The organism is Gilvimarinus sp. F26214L (assembly GCF_054401055.1).
In genome coordinates this window covers 1-2157 of the sequence record NZ_JBTIYG010000027.1, presented here as the reverse complement: position 1 = coordinate 2157, position 2157 = coordinate 1, and the positions used below count along the sequence as shown (strand labels likewise).

2 rRNA genes (1 of these 2 only partly in view) are annotated in these 2157 nt (G+C 53.4%); both read left to right on the top strand.

What is annotated here, in order from left to right:
* A 23S ribosomal RNA gene (locus ACURWW_RS17060) occupies positions 1-1737 on the top strand; it begins 1250 nt to the left of the window's first position.
* 148 nt (positions 1738-1885) lie between these two features.
* A 5S ribosomal RNA gene (gene rrf, locus ACURWW_RS17055) occupies positions 1886-2001 on the top strand.
* Positions 2002-2157 lie beyond the last annotated feature (156 nt).

Here is a 2157-nt window from a genome sequence, read left to right as displayed (position 1 = left end):
TACTGTGCATGGTAGGGGAGCGTTCTGTACGCCTGTGAAGGTGAGTCGTAAGGCTTGCTGGAGGTATCAGAAGTGCGAATGCTGACATGAGTAACGACAAAGGGGGTGAAAAACCCCCTCGCCGGAAGATCAAGGTTTCCTGTCCAACGCTAATCGGGACAGGGTTAGTCGGCCCCTAAGGCGAGGCTGAAAGGCGTAGTCGATGGGAAACGGGTTAACATTCCCGTACCACTTATTACTGCGATGGAGGGACGGAGAAGGCTAGGCCAGCACGGCGATGGTTGTCCGTGTTTAAGGTTGTAGGCTGGTGACTTAGGTAAATCCGGGTTGCCAAGGCTGAGAGCTGATGACGAGCCTCATCTTCGGATGAAGCGAAGTGGTTGATGCCATGCTTCCAGGAAAAGCTTCTAAGCTTCAGGTAATAAGTGACCGTACTGTAAACCGACACAGGTGATCAGGTAGAGAATACCAAGGCGCTTGAGAGAACTCGGGTGAAGGAACTAGGCAAAATGGTACCGTAACTTCGGGAGAAGGTACGCCGGTGTGTACGTGAAGGCCCTCGCGGCTGGAGCGGAAGCCGGTCGAAGTGACCAGGTGGCTGCGACTGTTTATTAAAAACATAGCACTCTGCAAACACGTAAGTGGACGTATAGGGTGTGACGCCTGCCCGGTGCCGGAAGGTTAATTGATGGGGTTAGTCTTCGGACGAAGCTCTTGATCGAAGCCCCGGTAAACGGCGGCCGTAACTATAACGGTCCTAAGGTAGCGAAATTCCTTGTCGGGTAAGTTCCGACCTGCACGAATGGCGTAACGATGGCCACGCTGTCTCCACCCGAGACTCAGTGAAATTGAAATCGCTGTTAAGATGCAGTGTTCCCGCGGCTAGACGGAAAGACCCCGTGAACCTTTACTATAGCTTGACACTGAACTCTGAGCCTATTTGTGTAGGATAGGTGGGAGGCTTTGAAGCGCAGACGCCAGTTTGCGTGGAGCCATCCTTGAAATACCACCCTGGTATGTTTGGGGTTCTAACTCCGGTCCCTTATCGGGATCGAGGACAGTGTCTGGTGGGTAGTTTGACTGGGGCGGTCTCCTCCCAAAGAGTAACGGAGGAGCACGAAGGTACGCTAATCATGGTCGGAAATCATGAGTTTAGTGCAATGGCATAAGCGTGCTTGACTGCGAGACTGACAAGTCGAGCAGGTACGAAAGTAGGTCATAGTGATCCGGTGGTTCTGTATGGAAGGGCCATCGCTCAACGGATAAAAGGTACTCCGGGGATAACAGGCTGATACCGCCCAAGAGTTCACATCGACGGCGGTGTTTGGCACCTCGATGTCGGCTCATCACATCCTGGGGCTGAAGCCGGTCCCAAGGGTATGGCTGTTCGCCATTTAAAGTGGTACGCGAGCTGGGTTTAGAACGTCGTGAGACAGTTCGGTCCCTATCTGCCGTGGGCGTTGGAGAATTGAGAAGAGTTGCTCCTAGTACGAGAGGACCGGAGTGAACGAACCTCTGGTGTTCCGGTTGTCACGCCAGTGGCACTGCCGGGTAGCTATGTTCGGACGGGATAACCGCTGAAAGCATCTAAGCGGGAAGCCTCCTTCAAGATTAGTTCTCCCTGGGACGTCAAGTCCCCTGAAGGGCCGTGGAAGACCACCACGTTGATAGGCTGGGTGTGGAAGCGCTGTGAGGCGTTGAGCTAACCAGTACTAATTGCCCGTGAGGCTTGACCATATAATTGAAACGATTGTGCGACACATCACTGACCTGGACGGGTGCAGATACCCCGCCAAACAGACAGTATTACTGCTTACCAAAGCAAAACTTAAAACTTTGCCCCCTATTTGAAGACACGTCAAAGACGGTTCTTCATACCAGTTTGCCTGACGACAATAGCGAGTTGGAACCACCTGATCCCATTCCGAACTCAGAAGTGAAACGACTTAGCGCCGATGGTAGTGTGGGGTCTCCCCATGTGAGAGTAGGTCATCGTCAGGCTTTAATTCGAAAGGCCGTACAGCTATGCTGTACGGCCTTTCTTCTTTCCGCCTGCCGATGACACGGTCATGGTGACGGATCACATCCCTGTGATCCGGGCTGCGCCCGCCGGCGGAGCCGGCGCTCCAATCTGTTCCAGACAGATTGGTCAGGCTT